Source organism: Occallatibacter savannae (assembly GCF_003131205.1).
GTDB classification, from domain to species: domain Bacteria; phylum Acidobacteriota; class Terriglobia; order Terriglobales; family Acidobacteriaceae; genus Telmatobacter; species Telmatobacter savannae.
In genome coordinates, this window is record NZ_QFFY01000002.1 from 702,955 (window position 1) to 719,630 (window position 16,676).

Genomic DNA, 16,676 nt, shown 5'->3' on the forward strand with positions numbered 1-16,676 from the left:
TTGATCGTGCGCACAAATCTTCAATGACCTTGCGGCGCGCAGGGATCCGAGTCTAAACCTGCTATAGACTTCCCAATGGAGGTCATCGTTGCCGCACAAACGGCGCATCTGTGCTCCCGCGTGGTCTGGGCTCCTTGCCGCTGCCGTCGTGTTCGTGACGTCGAGTTGTGCCCAGCCTGGAGCTGCCCCGCAGAGTCCCCGCAGAACGCCCATCACCGCCTCCGGTTTCGTCGATTCCGGCCCAGTCCCGTTCCAGGACATCACGAAAGCGGCGGGCCTCTCTGGCTGGAAGCACACCATGGGAAACGCCGACAAGCGCCTCATCATCGACACCAATGGCTCGGGTGTCGGTCTAATCGACTATGACAACGACGGCTGGCTCGACATCTACATGGTGAATGGATCAACCTTTAACGCCATGGACGGCAAAGAAGCTCCGCCGCATGCCGCGCTCTTCCATAACAACCACGATGGAACCTTCACCGACGTCGCTGTAAAGGCCGGCGTGACCAATGACCGCTGGGGCTTCGGCGTAGCCGTTGCCGACTACGACAACGACGGCTGGCCCGACATGCTCGTCACCAACTGGGGCAAGAACCGCCTCTACCACAACAACCACGACGACACATTCACTGATGTTGCGGAGAAAGCCGGTGTCGCATTGGGCAACTGGTCAGACGGCGCCACATGGGGCGACTACGACGGAGACGGCCGGCTCGATCTGTTCATTTCGGGTTACGTACACTTCGACCGCGATAACCTGCCATATGAGCACACCAAGGCAACCGGATTCTCCTATTGCGAGTTTCGCGGGGAACCCGTGATGTGCGGCCCTAAGAATCTCGAAGGCGAACCAGACCATCTTTTACTTAACAACGGTGACGGCACGTTCAAAGACGTGAGCGCGAAGGCCGGTGTGGCGGATTCGGCGAACAAGTACTACGGCATCACCCCCGTGTTCGTAGACGTAAACAACGACGGCAAGCCCGACCTTGTCGTCGCCAACGACTCGACCCTGAGCTACCTGTATCTCAATCGCGGCGACGGCACCTTCGAAGACGCGAGCTACGGCACGGGATTCGGCCTCAACGAAGACGGACGCGAAGTTGCAGCAATGGGTGTCGCAGTCGGCGACTATATGAACGACGGCCTGCTCGATTTCGCCATCAGCGACTTCTCCGACGAATCGAAACTTCTCTTTCGCAATCAGGGCAAGGGCGGCTTCAGCGAAGTCTCCATGCGCTCGGGAATCGGAAAGGTCTCCATCCCGTTTCTCGGTTGGGGCGACGGCTTCCTCGACTACGACAACGATGGCTGGCTCGACCTGATGTTCATCAACGGCCACATCTATCCCGCAGCCGACCGCCTCGACTGGGGCACCTCTTACGCACAGCGATCGCTGCTCTTCCAAAACGAACACAATGGCAGCTTCACTGAGGTTCCGCCGGTTAAGGGAACCGCACTCGCCGAACTCATCACAGGCCGGGGCGCAGCTTTTGGCGACCTCTTCAACGACGGCAAGATCGACGTCGTCATCAGCCAGATGGACGGTCCTCCCGTGTTGCTCAGAGACATCAACCCCGATCATCATCACTGGGTCGAGTTGAAACTCATCGGCGGCGCAAAGAGCCCTCGCGATGCGGTCGGAGCCACTACGTACCTGACCGCGAACGGTACCCGCCAGCGTCAGGATGTGATCAGCGGCGGCAGCTACATCTCCACCAACGATCCTCGCCTTCACTTCGGCCTCGGCGACGCGACTGATCCAGGCTCAGCCGAGATTCACTGGCCGTCCGGCGCGAAAGAAACCGTCAAACTCCCCGCAGTCGACCGTATCTACACCATCACGGAAGGGAAGGGAATTACTTACTCGCTCTGCGCCGGGAAACCCTGCGCCGGATCCGCAAGCACAGGGAGCAAGCAGTGAGCCAAGTTCGTGTCGCACGCCTTCTCTCCACCCTGCTGATCCTCTCCTCTGCCGCATGTCTCGCGCAGTCGCCCAAACCTCCCGCAGAGCCCGCTCCGAAGCCGAACCCCGCCGTTCCCGGCAAGTTTGTCGACGTCACCAGCAAGGTCGGCGTGCAATTCCTTCACCAGGCGCCCCACACCTCCCGCAAATACCTGATCGAGACTATGGGCTCAGGCGTCGCCCTCTTCGATTGCGACAACGACGGCCGCCTCGATCTCTTCCTCGTCAACGGCGCCCCCTACACCGATCCCACGCCGAAAGGCTTCATTCCCCAGAAGACCGGCCCCGAATTCTGGAACCGCATGTACCACCAGAAGGCCGACGGCACCTTCGAGGACGTCACCGAAAAAGCCAGCCTCAAGGGAATCGGCTACGGCATGGGTGTCGCCGCGGCAGACTACGACAACGACGGCTACGAAGACCTCTACGTAACCGCCTACGGAGGCAACCGCCTCTACCACAACAACGGCAACTGCACCTTTACCGACGTGACGGACAAGGCCGGAGTCGCCGGAGGTGGCTGGTCCAGCTCAGCAGCCTGGGTCGACCTCGATAACGACGGCCTGCTCGATCTTGTCGTCGATCGCTACGTCACCTGGGACTGGGAAGACGTCTGGTGCGGCGAGCATCGCGAGGGGTACCGCGGCTATTGCCATCCCGACGTCTTTCAGCCAATTACCATGCTCGTCTACCACAACGACGGCAATGGCCACTTTACCGAAGTGGCGCATAAGCTCGGCCTCGACAAACCAGCCAAGGCCCTCGGCATCGCCTTCGCCGACTACGACCTTGACGGCCGCATGGACATCTTCGTCGCCAACGATTCCATGCCCGAGTTCCTCTTCCACCAGAAAAAAAACGGCACCTTCGAAGAGGTCGGGCTAGAGACCGGCGCGGCAGTCAACGCCGAGGGCCAGACCTACGCCGGAATGGGCGTCGACTTCGCCGACTACGACAACGACGGCTGGCCCGACATTATCGTCGATGACCTCGCCAACCAGCGCTACGCACTCTACCAGAACAACCGCGACAGCACCTTCAACTACGCCTCCGCAGAGAGCGGCATTGGCGCCATGACCCTGCTCCACTCCGGCTGGAGCCTCCGCTTCCTCGATTACGACAATGATGGCTGGAAAGACCTGCTCGTTGCCCAGGGACACGACCTCGACACCATCGAACGCATAAATCCGCAGTTTCACTACCGCGAGCCCATGCTTCTGGCCCGCAATACCGGCCAGAAGTTCGTGGACGTCTCCCCTATCTCCGGAGACATCTTCCATGAGGCTTGGGTCGGCCGCGGCATGGCCGTTGGCGACATCGACAATGATGGCCGCATCGACGCCGTCGTCACAACGAATGGCGGCCCAGCCTACGTCCTCCTAAACCAGACGGAGCACTCTGGCCACTGGCTTACGCTGCGCCTTATCGGACACAAAAGCAATCGTGACGGTATCGGAGCCGTAGTGGAAGTCGAAACTCCCGCCGGCAAGCAGTGGGCCACCGCCACCACCTCCAGCGGCTATCTCTCATCCAGTGATCCGCGCGTGCACTTCGGCCTGGGAGAGAGCCCAGCCGCCTCCTGCGTGGAGATTCGGTGGCCCAGCGGAATCCTCCAAACGCTTACCGGGGTCAAAAGCGATCGCCAGGTCGAGGTCGATGAGCCCGCTGCATCCGCCTCCAGCGGGTGCAACTGATCCCACCATCTGCACCGGAGACGCTGCACTCCAGCACCCGTAAACCGATTTTCGTCACTAAACAGGTGCAAGCATTGTTGAGTAGGTAGCGGATTATCCGAGAAAAATCTTGACAGTGCAAAATAGCCCGACGTATATTTGCGCGGAATGGAATCGCTACCATCAAATGGTATCGTTTCCATCTCTGACTCAGGATCCAAGGCCAACAGAGCCCTTCCGAAGTCACGACAGTCCCCAAAAACTACAGAGTCCGACAACTGAACTGGGTAAGACCAGGAGGCAAAGTGAAACTATTTCCCATTCCCAAGGAGTGCGCTGCCCAATTGCGCCGCTCGAAGGCCGCCCTGTGGGCTATGGTCTTCGTCGCAATTGCAAGCTTGATCTCGTTGGCCCCGCAAACTGCCTTCGCGCAGGCTAGCGCAGGCATCACGGGTACGATCACCGATCCGACCGGCGCGGTTATTCCCAACGCCAAGGTCACCATCACCAACGAGCAAACGTCGGTTTCCTCCGATACCGTTTCCAGTAGCGCCGGGACCTATTCATTCCGCGGCCTGCTGCCCGGCAGATATACGGTCCAGGTCGACGCTAGTGGGTTCAAAAAGGACGTCAAAAAGGGCGTTACGATCGAGGTGAGTACCACGGCAACCGTCGATTTCGCCCTTACCACTGGCGGCTCGAACGAAACCGTTCAGGTCACGTCAGACGAGATCGCACTCAACACCACCGCTCCCGAGATTGGAAGCACAATTGAGCCTGTGGTCGTTGCCGCCCTGCCTGAAGAAGTTTCGGGCCGCGGCCGCCAGATCGATCAGCTCCAGTTCACAGCCCCCGGAACCACAGGCGGAACCTTCTCCCACCGCGTCAGCGGCGGCGTCGACTTTGAGCAGGAAATCGTCTACAACGGTATTCCCACGCCCCAGCCTGAAACCGAAGGCTACACGACCAACTTCAACCCGCCTTTCGAACTCGTTCAGGAGTACAAGGTCGAGCGTTCCACCTTCTCGGCGCAGTTTGGCCTCGGCCAGGGTGCGTTGACCTATCAGATGAAGTCGGGTACGAACTCGTACCACGGCGATCTCTTCGAGATCAACCGCAACAGCTTCTTTGACTCCGTCGGCTTCTTCAACGGCCCGGCATGGGGCGGATCGAAGACACCTCCGTCCGACCACGAAAATAACTATGGCTTCAGCGTCGGCGGACCGATCCGGATTCCGCACATCTACGACGGCCGCAACCGCACCTTCGGCTACTACAGCCAGGAGTGGTACAAGCAGAACAACCTGAATACCGGCATTGGCACTGTGCCGACCGCAGCGGAAAAGGGCGGCGACTTCAGCGACTACGTTGATACCAATGGCAAGCTGATCCCGATCTATGTACCGATTGGATTCAGCTGCAACGGCCTGACGCCTGGCCAGCCGTTCCCGGGAAACAAAATCCCCACGAACTGCATCAGCCCGCTGTCATCCTCGCTCCTCCAGTATCTGCCGAATCCCGACATCTCCGGCGGTCTGGACTCCAACAAGACCTACGCGCACTTCATCAACCCGAACATCCAGCACGTATGGGGCTTTACGGTCGACCAGAACATCTCGGCCCGGCAGAGCCTTCACTATAGCCAGTGGCGGAACAGCTATACCACGCACAGTTTCGACTATGCTCCGATCGTGCTGGCGCCCAACCCGCTGAACAGCCAGAAGTATGAGCCTGCGCTGGGCAGCGCCTTCCTGCTGAACTACAGCAATACCTTCAACCCGCACCTCGTCATGACGGCTGGGTTCGGCTGGATCGGCGAAATCAACAACCAGTTCAACATCACCAAGGGCTACCAGTTCGGCGCGGTTCAGAACGAAGACATTCCGCCGAACATCACCTTTGACGGACAGCACGCTCCCACCAGCTGGGGCACCAGCGGCGCATGGCTCCAATCGATAAACCGTAAGCTCGGCATTGCGCTCGTGAACAACTACCTGTGGACGAAGGGTCGCAACACCTTCAACATCGGCTGGGAGTATCGTCGTGCCTATCAGGACGACAACGAAGAGCAGACCGAGGGTGGTCACTTCAACTTCAGCCAGCGCACAACGTCCGTGCAGAACTCGAATGACCCGAACTTCGGCAGCTACGGCAGCTCCTTCGCCAGCTTCCTGCTCGGCATTCCTGATTCTGCAAACCGCAGCAACTCGCAGGAGCTCAAGCTGCGCAACCGCGACTTCTCACCGTATCTCCAGGACGACATCAAGCTGACGCCTCGGCTCACCGTCAACCTTGGACTTCGCTGGGATATCCAGGTTCCGTTCACTGAAGACCACAACAACGTAGTCTTCTTCAATCCCGACAACCCGGGAACGCTGCCCGGAGAGAACATCCCCGGTCAGGCCAACAAGCTGGGCAGCTGCAATGGCTGCGTCGGCTGGAACCACGTCGATACCCACTGGAACCACCTCGGACCTCGCTTCGGCTTCGCATATCAGCTGAGCCGAAAGATGGTTCTGCAGGCTGGTGTGGATGTCGCCTTCCTTGATGGCGGCGCGTATGAGTACGGCACCAACAAGGTCGCCGTCAACTACGGAAACCTGCTTGTGGGTTCGTATACACGCAACAGCACCGGCAGCTACAACTCCAGCTTCGGCAGCTGGGATACAAACTCCATTCCCGCTGTGAGCCCGACGCCCTTCAGCCCCAGCCTTGGCCGTGGCAACCAGATCAACGCCATGAGTAAGAAGACTGACGGTAAGGCTCCGTATAGCGAGCAGTGGAACGTAAACCTGCAGCGCGAACTGCCCTACAACATGCTGGCGACCGTGGCGTGGGTCGGCAATCGCATCATCCACCTGCCCAGCCAGAACAATCACATCAACCAGCTCGATCCCAAGTACCTCTCTCTCGGTTCCAAGCTGAATGATGTGTTCGCGCCGGGCCAGACCTCTCTCGACGGTGTACCGCTGCCCTATCCGGACTTCGTGACGGATTTCGGCGGATCGGCTACCGTGGCCCAGGCCCTCGTGCCTTACCCACAGTACTCGAACATCTTCTACAACTTCGAAGCCATGGGTACCACGTACTACCAGTCCGCTCAGATCGAGGTTGAGAAGCGCTTCAGCAACGGACTGTCGTTCCTCGCGGGTTATACGCTCTCCCGCCTGTACGACAACACAAGCAGCGGGTTCTCGAGCTTTACCTCGGGCGGCATAAACAAGTACAACCAGAAGCCCGAGTGGGCAATCTCCAACGCAGATGAACCTCAGACGCTCAAGGTGAGCGGCACTTACATGCTGCCCATCGGACCCGGTAAGAAGTTCGTTAACAACCGCAAACTCGGCAATGTAGTTGGAGGATGGCAGGTTGGTTGGATTCTAGACTACGAAGCGGGCGGCGCATTTGGGCCTTACGAAAACGGAACACCGTTCCCGAATGGGTTCAATCGTCCCGATCGCAACTCATCGGTTAAGCTGGGTACCGCATCCTACAACCGTGCGCGCGACTACTTCCTCGGAAAGATCCCGGCGGCGCAGATGTTTGATCAGAGCGCATTTACGCTCACGCCGAGCCAGTATGTGCTGGGTGATGCAAAGCGTAATTATCCTGAGCTGAGGTACCCCGCGTTCTACAACGAAAACCTCAACGCGAAAAAACACTTCTATATTGGAGAACGGTTTACCACCATTCTCTCTGTGGACTACTTCAACGCCTTGAACAGAACCATCTTTAACGGTCCTGATACCAACAAGAGCGATGCTTCGTTCGGCCAGGTCACTGGAAAAGGTTCGAATACTAGCAATCGACAAGGTCAGGTCAGTTTGCGATTGGAATTCTAGGTTTACCTCTGTCTCCTGAAATTGGAACACTTGTGACTTCCTTGCGCCGGGCTGCCCCATGCAGTCCGGCGATTTTTTCGGACGCAACGAGCTAACCTGCAAGGATCACGGAAATCTATAATTACAAGTCATGAAGTCCTTCTCCTGCGGCGTTCTCCGAACAACAAAGCTGTCGCTTGTGGCCGCCGCGCTTGCCCTCTGCGTGTGTCCGGCGGTTCTGGGGCAGGCAGGCGACGCTGAGGTCACGCCGAAGGTGCAGCAACTCTACGCGGAAGCCAATGCCGCATCGGAGGGCGGCGACGCAGCCAACGCCATTGAGAAGTACCGTGCCATCATCAAGCTAGCTCCTCATCTCGCAGCGGCTTACAACAATCTGGGAGCTCTCTACTTCGACCAGCGCGATTATGCGCATGCGGCCGAGACTCTGAAGCGCGGTCTCGAACTGAACCCGAATATGCCCACTGCTGCTGCAATCCTCGGCATGAGCTATGTGCAGCTTGGGGAGAACGACAAAGCCGAGCCACTTCTCCGCAAGGCTCTGCGAGCGAATCCCAAAGACGACAAAGTCGAGATGACGCTCACGCGCATGCTCATGAACGAAAAGAAGCTCGATGAGGCCGCGCGTCACCTCAACGACTATCTCGCGCGCAACCCCAACGACCAGCAGGCCTGGTACATGCTGGGCAAGACCTACCTTCAGCTTTCAGAGAATTCGCTGAAGAAGATCAACGAAATTGATCCCGATTCGGTCGTCGCCCATGAGATCGCCGGCGAAATCGACGAGAGCATGCACAATTACGACCTCGCGCTTGTCGAATACAAGAAGGCCGTCGACGCCGCCCCGGAGAAACCCGGCACCCACATGCACATGGGCGATGCATACTGGTACATCGGAAAATGGAAGTCTGCGCAGGATGAATTCCGCGCAGAGCTCAAGAACGATCCATACAACTGCATGGCTCACTGGAAGCTGGCCAACGCGATCCTCGAAGCCAACGACTCCAACGACGAAGCCCTGACCGAAGCCAACGCGGCCATCGAGCGTTGCCCCGCGCTGATGCAGGCGCGCGTAGACCGCGCCCGCGCCCTTGTTCGCCTCGGACGCCAGCCCGAAGCGCTGCCCGATCTGTTGATGGCCATGAAAGACAGTCCGCGCGAGCCCAGCATTCACTTCCTCCTTGCTAACGTCTACAGATCCCAAGGCAAGAACGCCGAGGCGCAGAAAGAGATGCAGACCTACGGCACATTGCAGCGCGAAGCCAGCGCAGCGGTCGCCGGCCAGGCAAGCAGCTCTGCAGAAATCAAGAATGCGGCCCACTGACGTGCCTACGAAAATAGTCCGAGAGGCTGCCCCTCTAGCTCTGCTCGCGATCCTATTCCAGGTCTCCACCCACGCCCAATCGCCCAGCGATCCCCTTGCCTCGGCGCGCGCCCTCGCCGATCAGGGGAAACTGCCGGAAGCTGAAGCCGCGCTTCGCACCAGCATTACAGCCAACCCCAACTCCGCCGACGCACACTTCCTCCTCGGCTTTGTTCTCTTCGGCGAGAAAAAAGCGCGTGAGTCACTCGCCGAATTCACTGCCGGAGCCAAGTTCCGGCGCCCAGGCCCCGAAGAACTGAAGACCGTAGCCTCCGACTACGTTCTCCTCAATGACCTCGTTGATGCAGACAAATGGTTCTCCGCAGTCGTCGCTGAGTTGCCGAACGATGCGAACGTCCACTATCTGCTCGGCAGAACTAGATTCAACGAGAACGATTATCATGGCGCCATCGCCAGCTTCGAGCGCGCCTTGGCGCTCCATCCGAAGTACGTTGAAGCCGAGAACAACCTCGGCCTCGCATGGCGCGAGCTCAACGAGACCGACAAGGCCAGAGCCGCCTTCGAAACCGCAATCGAGTGGCAAGGCCCCGCACCCATTGATGCGCAGCCATTCCTCAATCTAGGCAAGCTCTACGGCGATCAACACCAGCCCGCCAAGGCCATCGACTACCTGCAGCGCGCCGCCGCGCTTGCACCCAACAACCCGACGGTCCATGAGGAGCTAAGCCACGCATTTGCCGCGCAGGCCGACCTGCCCCAGGCGCAGGCGGAGTTGGAGAAAGCCATCGCTCTAGCGCCCAACGTGTCCAGCCTTCACTATCAACTCGGCCAGCTCTACCGGAAACAGGGCCTCGTAGCTCAAGCAAAGAAGGAATTTGACCTGACCGCAAGGCTCAGCGGATCGCACTCGTCAGATAAAACACCCAATCCTCTTTCCATTCGAAATCCCAACGAGCCCTGACCACGAGTCTACGGCCGCGCAAATTGGTCACTCTGCAATGAATGCGGGACACGTATATGCAACCCAAAGGCATCTTCGTCGGTCTCTCCACAATCGACATTATCTACACCGTTTCCGAACACCCCGCTCCGAACACGAAGGTTGCCGCGCATTCACAGGAAATCGTTGTCGGCGGCCCCGCCACGAATGCTGCCATCACCTTCGCCCATCTCGGCGGCAATACGACCCTGGTCACGCCCGCAGGCGCACACTCGCTCGCCGCTGTCATCCGCGAAGAATGCAACCACTTCGGCATCGCCCTGGCCGATCTCGCCCCGAATGCGCATGAACCTCCTCCCATCTCGTCCATCTGGGTCGACGCTGAGGCCCACCGCAGCGTCGTTTCAGCCAACACATCAGGCCGAACGATTCCGAATGCAACAGTGGACCAGTCTCAATTGGCCGACGCGAATATCCTCATGGTCGATGGCCATGATATGCAGGCCTGCCAGGCATGGGCCGAAGCTGCGCAATCAGCCGGAATCACCGTCGTTCTCGACGGAGGCAGCTGGAAGACCGGAACCGACCGACTGCTGAAGCACGTCGATGTCGCGATCTGCTCCGCAGACTTCTTTCCGCCCACTTGTACTGATAAGGACGGAGTCATCGCCTATCTTCGTACATCCGGCGTAGAGAAGATCGCGATCACCCAGGGTGCTGCACCGATTCTGTGGGCTTCGGAGTCTGCGAGAGGAACGATCAATGTAAAGCAGGTCGAATCCCTCGACACAACCGGCGCAGGTGATATCCTCCACGGCGCGTTCTGCTTTTATTATTATGCTGATGGTCGCAGGTTTGACGAGGCTCTCTGTACAGCTTCCATCATCGCCTCAGAGTCCTGTCGTTACCGGGGAACGCGAGCATGGATGGCTGGGTGAAGTCGGCCAACATGCTGAGCGATCTGATCCGCCGTGTTAAGCTGCCCAACAGTCGATGCAATGAGTGCCGCGCTGGAATTCCGAGACATATCCGTCGTCACCGCAGCGGGCCGCAGCCTCCTCGACAGCGTGTCGCTCAGCATCGAAGAGGGCTCCCTGACTGCAATCATCGGCCGCAGCGGCTCCGGCAAAACCACGCTCCTTCGCACTGCCAATCGCATCGTAGTGCCTGCGAGCGGCCAAGTGCTTATTGCTGGATCCATCGAGCAGGATGTCGTTTCCCTGCGCCGCAGAATGGGCTACGTCATTCAGGAGACCGGCCTGTTCCCCCACTTCACGGTGGAAAGAAACGTCGGTATTGTCCTCGAAGCAGAAGGCCGCTCTCGCGCGCAACGCTCGCAACGTGTTCGCGATCTGCTTCAACTCGTCGGCCTCGATCCTGAAAACTTCGCGCAACGATATCCCCATCAACTCTCCGGGGGCCAGCGCCAGCGCGTCGGCCTTGCCCGCGCTCTCGCAGCAGAACCCAGCATCCTTCTCATGGACGAGCCTTTCGGCGCCCTTGATCCCCTCACGCGCGCTGAAATGCAGGACATGCTCCGTGAACTCCTCACCCGAGTAAGAACCACTGTCCTGCTTATCACCCATGATCTCGACGAAGCTCTTTACCTCGCCGATCGCATTGTTCTGCTGAGCGAAGGCAAGATCATCGTCAATGTTCCGCGAAACGAATTCCTCCGCTCCGAACGTCCCGAGATCATCTCCTACGCCGCTGCCTTTCATCGCGGAGCCGCTCGATCCGCGCAGGAGAGTGCCTCACGATGAACAGGTCCTTCCTGTCGCAATATGGCGCTGAGATCGGCACGCTGGCCATTGAACATCTCTGGCTCACGGGGGCAGCGATGCTCTTCGCCGCTGCCATCGCCATTCCCGCCGGCATATGGCTGACGCGTTCGCCGCGCTGGGCAAAGCCGGTCATCGGCATAACCAACGTTCTGCAGACGATCCCGTCGCTCGCTATGTTCGGATTTCTACTCCCCCTGCCATGGCTTGGTGAACGCGCCGCGCGCATCGCCATCATTGCGCTCACCGCGTATGCGCTGCTGCCGATTTTGCGCAATACCTATGCTGGAATCCGCAGCATCGATCCAACCCTGATCGAGGTCGCCCGCGCAATCGGCCTCACCAATCGTCAACGCCTCTTCAAGATCGAACTTCCTCTCGCCGCATCCTTCATCTTCGCCGGCCTGCGCACGGCGACCGTAACCTGCATCGGCATCGCCACCATCGCCGCCGCAGTTGGTGCCGGCGGATTAGGCGAACTGATCTTTCGCGGCGTAGCCTCCGTCGACAATCGCCTCGTGCTCGCCGGCGCTGTACCGGCCGCGCTGCTTGCCCTGATCGCAGACGGAGCGTTGGGGCTGCTCGAGAAGCGTTTCAAAGTGCCTGCACCAGAGAGCGCCCGACCATGAGGCAAAATTTTCTCAGATCAGCTCTTAGCGCTCTGACTCTCCTCCTTCTTGGTTGCTCGCCCCCGCGGCCCAACCACCCTGTGGTCGGCGCGAAGAATTTCACCGAACAGGTCATCCTCGGAGAGCTTCTCGCCCAGGAGATCGAAGCAAAATCAAACCTCCACGTAGAACGGCGGTTTTATCTGGCCGGTAGCTACATCTCAAACCAGGCGCTCGTCTCCGGCCGCATCGACGCATACATCGAGTACACCGGCACGGCACTCACTGCGATCCTCAAGCAGCCCGTCAATCGGGATCCCGATGCAGTTCTAAGCACCGTACGCCGTCTGTACGCGACCCGAGATGACGTCATCGTCGGCGAGCCCCTGGGTTTTGAAAACACGTTCGCCATGGTCATTCGCGGCGACGACGCAAAGCGCCTCAACCTCACCACGCTCAGCCAGGCGGCCCAACACACGCCTAACTGGCATCTCGGGGTTGGCTATGAATTCGAGCAGCGCCCCGACGGATTGCCAGGCCTCAGAGCAGCCTACAATCTTCATTTCGCCGGACCGCCTCGCACCATGGATCTGGGCCTGCTCTATCGCGCCTTGACCGCGCATCAGGTCGACATGATCGCAGCCAACTCAACGGACGGTCCCATTCAGGCCCTCGGCCTGGTCGCACTTCAGGACGATCGCCACTACTTCCCGCCGTATCAGGCCGTCCCGCTGGTCCGGAATGAATCGTTACGGCGATGGCCGCAGATAGCGCAGGCTCTTCACGCACTCGCCGGAAAGATCACAGCGGAAGACATGCGCACCATGAATGAAGCCGTCGACGGACAGCACCGCAACCCCGCCGATGTCGTCCGCGAGTTCAGAACGCGTCACTCTCTCTAGTGCTGCGCGAGGTTGTAGCCCTCCAGCCGAACAGCCGGCTTCTCTCCGCGCGTGTCCGCATCCAGAAGCGTAATCGAGATCATTTGCTTTTCGCCCGGCATCAGCTCGATGTAGTTGTCGCTGAAGAGCGCCGGGAGAATCAGATCGCGGCTCTTGCTCCCAATTGCTTTCACCCGCACCATCAGCGCCGGAGTCTTCGAGGCATTCTTCAACTCCGCCGTAATTGCCCACTCTGATCCATTTCGCTTGATGCGGCTCTTGAGCTTCACCTTGGCCGCACCCAGATCGCGAATGCCCTTATAATTGTTCTCCGTCAGGCCCCGCAGATAGAAATTCGATGAAATCGCCACACCATTTCGCGTAAGGTTCAGTCGGATGAAATGCGTCCGCGCAAGTCCGGCAGGGAACTCGAGCTTCAGCGGGGAGTCTGTGCTGTCTTCTCGGCTGTCCAGAGTCGCAGTCTTCTCCCACTTCACGCTCCCGTCGATATTGATGATCTGAGCGTGAGCCGTAAGCCCTCTCTGATCGCCGGCGTTGTAGTTCACTACTTCGACAGCATCCGTCGATGCGTTCCACTGGATGTGCAGCGGCTCGGCGCCCTTCTTCGCGCCGTAGTACCCGGCGTCCGTGTCGAAGAAATAATCGTAGGTCTGCCACAGCAGCGAAGGCCAGGCAGGGTGGCTCATCCAGATCAACAGCCCCAGCCGGTTCTTGCTCTGTCCCTCGAACATGCCGCGATACGAGTCGTAGTTCACAAATTGCGCGACGCTGTCCCACTGCTCGATGCTGGCCGCTCCGCCATACTGATGGTCAACGGCCACCGTGAATGGATTGCTCTCGTGATAGTCATGCAATGGCCACTCATACCCTTGCGGCCACATCGCCTGCTCCGGCATCGTCCGCAGCAGATCGTCCATCTCCACCACATTCGGCGAACCCATCTCACTGTGCAACTTTACCGGCGCCTGCTCAAAATAGTAGCGAAGCGGTTCAACTCGATAAGGCCCATGCCCGCTCACCGGTCCGTCAGCCGAACTTGAGATGTAATGCGATCCAGGCTCAAGTGCGGCGACCAGACTGCGCAGCCCATCATCAATCGGCTGCGGTGGAAAGCCTTCATTGCGTCCGCAGAAGATTCCCAGCGAAGCGTGATTGCGAATGCGCAGCAGGTAATCCTTCGCGCTCGTCAGGAATAATTCATTGTCGTCCGGATCGGGCCCGTCCCATGGATTCGCCAGCCAGAAATCCTGCCATACCACTACGCCAAAGCGGTCGGCTGCATCGTAGAAGGCTTCATCGCCGGTCTGCCCCACCCAGTTGCGAATCATGTTGAAGTGTTCGTCGCGGTGATAGCGAAGCGCCGTGTCGTACTCGCGCGCGCGATACCGCAGCATCGATTCGGCGAAGCCCCAGTTGCCCCCACGCGGAATGAAGCGCCGTCCGTTGATCCAGATCTTCAGCACTCCGCCGTCTTCCGAGTACGTGAACTGCCGAACACCTGCTTTGAAAGTTGTCTGGTCTGGAACAACCCCATCTGCCTCGAAGCTGATCGAGACCGGATAGAGATTCGGATCGCCATACCCGACCGGCCACCAGAGCTTCGGATTCGCCAGGCGCAATTGCGGCAGCGACGCCGGCGACAACTCAACCGCCTTCGTCGTGTTGCCTTCCACCGATACCGGCATCGAGACGTTCACGTCTCCAAAGCTCGCGTGCAGCGTTCCCGACACCGCCGCGCCGCTTAGATTTCGCAGCGTCGTTTCAATGGTAACGTCTGCATGAGCAGTATCCGGCAGCGGCAGCTTCGTCGTTACCATCGGGTTCTCAATGCGCACCGCTCCCGTTCTGCTCAGCCACACGTTGCTCCAGATCCCCGTGTCGCGGCCGCGAATCGTCGACATCCAGTCCCATCCCGCCGATGCGTGAAACGTAGGGTTATCCCGCCCCAGCGCACCTCCATTCACCGTTGGCCCGGCCTTATCTTTCGTGCTGCCCGGATTGGCCACGCGAATGATTCGAACCGCCAGCGCATTCGTCGCGCCCGGATGGATGGACGCCGTCACATCAAAACGGCCGCGCATGAAGCCGCCATCAATCCGGCCGACGTTTTGTCCGTTGAGGTAGACCTCGGACTTCCAGTTGATGCCGTCGAAGTTGAGCCACGTGTGTTCGCCTGCATGCTGCGCGACCGGCGCTTCAAACTCGTCGCGATACCAGAAGTCCGCACAGAAGAACGAGTCCGAAATCGCGTACTGGTTATCGCCAAAGTCTGGATCAGGAATCGCGCTGTCATTCAGATAACTGGTCAGCACCGTTCCCGGGACGGTCGCAATCATCCAGTCCTTGTCGCTGTATCCCGGCTTCGATAGATCCTCTCCGCTCCCTGCCACGAGCGATGCTCGCTGTACCCGCCACGCTCCCCCCGCCAGCGGCAAAGCCCCGTCCTGCTTTGCAGCCGCAGCGGCATGGGCAACCGGCGCCGGCCCTCCCCGCCCGAACACCTCAAGTTCGCTGAGCACGTACCGGTCCCCACTCTTCGCGGGCTTCGTCATCAACACCCGGACATAGCTGCCGCGGGTAGGACTGTCCAGTCGCACATCATCCGTCATGTTCGACGATTCTGTGAGCGCCTTCACCGTGTTCCAGCTCTTTGCATCATCTGAAATCTGCACGGCTCCTTCCGCCGCGCGCTCGAGCCAGGTCAGCGTAATGCGATCGAACGTGCAGCTAGCGCCCAGGTCAACGTAGACCCACTCTTCGCCGCCTCCCGCGCTCATCCACGCGCTCGAGAAGATATCCGGCCCCGCCACCCGCACTGACCGCCCCTGGTCGAACAGCGCCAACTCCGCGACGCCCCACTTATGCACCGTGTCCGAAGAGAGTTGCACTCGATACGAGCGAAACGTCTCAGGTCGCGAGAAAGGAATCGACTCCACGAAACTCGGCCCCGGCGCCGCCATGTCCGGCCACTCAGAGCCCGTTCTGCGCCCTACCTCTTTCCAACTCGAGCCATCGTTTGATCCGAGCACAACGTAGGTCCATGTCCCCTTCAAAGAGTGCCCATAGATCTTCCGCAGGTAAAGGTCGATCCTGTCGAGCTCCGGGGTTTTGCCGCCGCCCCTAAGATCGAACTCTACCCATGCGTTGTCGCCAGATACATCCACTGACGACGTGACATTGCCGTCGAGAAAAAGCTCTCGCTCGCGTTTAGGCAGGACTCCCGCGTTACTCGTTGACGTCTCGATCCACTGCGGCGGCGCTGTCTCTCGAATTCCATCCGTAACAAGCTGCGCCGTCAGGTTATAGTCATACGCGCTCGACTGATACGCAGGCCTGTGCAGCGCCAGGTTGCGATAGTTCGTCGAATCCACAACCAGAGAAGGCCCGGTGAACTCCTTGGGATCTCCGGGATACACACCCACCCCGCGTGTATAGTTCTGCGCAAATGCACTCGCCGCAAAAAGAAAGTAGGCAACAAAGAAGCAATTCATCAAACGAACTCCGCGTCCTGAAAGTTAAGGCTGACGCGCCTGCGTCAGGCGCAGCACGCCTCACCTGAAAATCATGGAACGAGCAAGTGTAACTGCGGCCTTTCGCGATCACAAACCCGGGCAGGTCTGACAACGGACCCTAGAGCATT

At 59.2% G+C, this 16,676-nt stretch carries 10 protein-coding genes; 9 read left to right on the forward strand and 1 reads right to left on the reverse strand.

Translation table 11 applies throughout. The features are described 5' to 3' along the window. Nucleotides 1–148: 148 nt before the first annotated feature. The 9 genes from DHV10_RS10485 to DHV10_RS10525 all read left to right on the forward strand — a co-directional run bounded on the left by DHV10_RS10485 (nucleotide 149) and on the right by DHV10_RS10525 (nucleotide 13,036). Complete coding sequence (locus tag DHV10_RS10485) at nucleotides 149–1,927, forward strand: CRTAC1 family protein (protein WP_239461551.1); 1,779 nt, start codon at nucleotides 149–151, stop codon at nucleotides 1,925–1,927. After that, complete coding sequence (locus DHV10_RS10490) at nucleotides 1,924–3,663, forward strand: CRTAC1 family protein (protein WP_162601410.1); 1,740 nt, start codon at nucleotides 1,924–1,926, stop codon at nucleotides 3,661–3,663. The genes DHV10_RS10485 and DHV10_RS10490 overlap by 4 nt, the downstream gene beginning before the upstream one ends. Before the next feature lie 284 nt (nucleotides 3,664–3,947). Continuing rightward, the gene (locus DHV10_RS10495) at nucleotides 3,948–7,484 is read left to right on the forward strand and encodes a carboxypeptidase-like regulatory domain-containing protein (protein ID WP_162601411.1); all 3,537 of its coding nucleotides are present in this window, start codon (nucleotides 3,948–3,950) and stop codon (nucleotides 7,482–7,484) included. A gap of 130 nt (nucleotides 7,485–7,614) precedes the next feature. Then, nucleotides 7,615–8,805 (forward strand): tetratricopeptide repeat protein, encoded by a 1,191-nt coding sequence (locus DHV10_RS10500; RefSeq protein ID WP_109486285.1) that lies wholly within the window; start codon nucleotides 7,615–7,617, stop codon nucleotides 8,803–8,805. Nucleotide 8,806: 1 nt separating this feature from the next. Continuing rightward, nucleotides 8,807–9,766, forward strand: coding sequence for a tetratricopeptide repeat protein (locus DHV10_RS10505; protein ID WP_162601412.1), 960 nt, complete (start codon nucleotides 8,807–8,809; stop codon nucleotides 9,764–9,766). A 56-nt stretch (nucleotides 9,767–9,822) separates the two neighbouring features. Further along, nucleotides 9,823–10,683: a PfkB family carbohydrate kinase gene (locus tag DHV10_RS10510; RefSeq protein WP_162601413.1), complete on the forward strand. Its 861-nt coding sequence runs from the start codon at nucleotides 9,823–9,825 to the stop codon at nucleotides 10,681–10,683. A 60-nt stretch (nucleotides 10,684–10,743) separates the two neighbouring features. Then, the gene (locus tag DHV10_RS10515; RefSeq protein WP_109486288.1) at nucleotides 10,744–11,508 is read left to right on the forward strand and encodes an ATP-binding cassette domain-containing protein; all 765 of its coding nucleotides are present in this window, start codon (nucleotides 10,744–10,746) and stop codon (nucleotides 11,506–11,508) included. Further along, a complete protein-coding gene (locus tag DHV10_RS10520; RefSeq protein WP_109486289.1) occupies nucleotides 11,505–12,155 on the forward strand; it encodes an ABC transporter permease in 651 nt (216 codons plus the stop codon). The genes DHV10_RS10515 and DHV10_RS10520 overlap by 4 nt, the downstream gene beginning before the upstream one ends. Continuing rightward, complete coding sequence (locus DHV10_RS10525) at nucleotides 12,152–13,036, forward strand: glycine betaine ABC transporter substrate-binding protein (RefSeq protein WP_109486290.1); 885 nt, start codon at nucleotides 12,152–12,154, stop codon at nucleotides 13,034–13,036. Before DHV10_RS10520 ends, DHV10_RS10525 begins: the two co-directional genes overlap by 4 nt. Here the strand turns inward: DHV10_RS10525 and DHV10_RS10530 are convergent. Further along, nucleotides 13,033–16,527, reverse strand: coding sequence for a glycosyl hydrolase 2 galactose-binding domain-containing protein (locus DHV10_RS10530; protein ID WP_109486291.1), 3,495 nt, complete (start codon nucleotides 16,525–16,527; stop codon nucleotides 13,033–13,035). The genes DHV10_RS10525 and DHV10_RS10530 overlap by 4 nt on opposite strands. Nucleotides 16,528–16,676: the final 149 nt, after the last annotated feature.

Coding starts and splice junctions, on each gene's coding strand:
- DHV10_RS10515 (WP_109486288.1), top strand. CDS start 10,744: ATGAGTGCCGCGCTGGAATTCCGAGACATATCCGTCGTCACCGCAGCG.
- DHV10_RS10530 (WP_109486291.1), bottom strand. CDS start 16,527: ATGAATTGCTTCTTTGTTGCCTACTTTCTTTTTGCGGCGAGTGCATTT.
- DHV10_RS10500 (WP_109486285.1), top strand. CDS start 7,615: ATGAAGTCCTTCTCCTGCGGCGTTCTCCGAACAACAAAGCTGTCGCTT.
- DHV10_RS10510 (WP_162601413.1), top strand. CDS start 9,823: ATGCAACCCAAAGGCATCTTCGTCGGTCTCTCCACAATCGACATTATC.
- DHV10_RS10525 (WP_109486290.1), top strand. CDS start 12,152: ATGAGGCAAAATTTTCTCAGATCAGCTCTTAGCGCTCTGACTCTCCTC.
- DHV10_RS10520 (WP_109486289.1), top strand. CDS start 11,505: ATGAACAGGTCCTTCCTGTCGCAATATGGCGCTGAGATCGGCACGCTG.